Origin of the sequence: Shewanella electrica (assembly GCF_022321485.1) — a bacterium.
In the GTDB taxonomy this organism is placed as follows: Bacteria; Pseudomonadota; Gammaproteobacteria; order Enterobacterales; family Shewanellaceae; genus Shewanella; species Shewanella electrica.
The window spans coordinates 1-262 of the sequence record NZ_JAKOGG010000392.1; the positions used below are offsets into that span (position 1 = coordinate 1).

1 protein-coding gene is annotated in these 262 nt (G+C 43.9%); it reads right to left on the minus strand.

Annotation, left to right across the window (positions count from 1 at the left end; genetic code table 11):
* Window positions 1–262, minus strand: a 262-nt coding sequence (locus L9G74_RS24295; protein ID WP_238898697.1) for a hypothetical protein, incomplete at both ends; no start/stop codon positions are given.

Genomic DNA, 262 nt, shown 5'->3' on the forward strand with positions numbered 1-262 from the left:
GTCTGGTGAGTACTGAGTCCCGCGGAGGAAGATCAGCTATGAGGCCAGCAGCTGCTGCTTGTTCTTCAGAAATTCCGTTGTTGTCAGCAATTACCCTGACCAAGCTGCTGAGTTGACTAAAATTTCCACGAAAAGCTTCAGCTAGTTCTTGACCCATAAAAGGTGATATATTATTCAAAAGTTTGATGGAAGCCAAGCGAACTTCTCTTTGAGGTGCTTCTACAAACTGAATCAAACTGACAGTAGCACCAGAGCTTTTGAT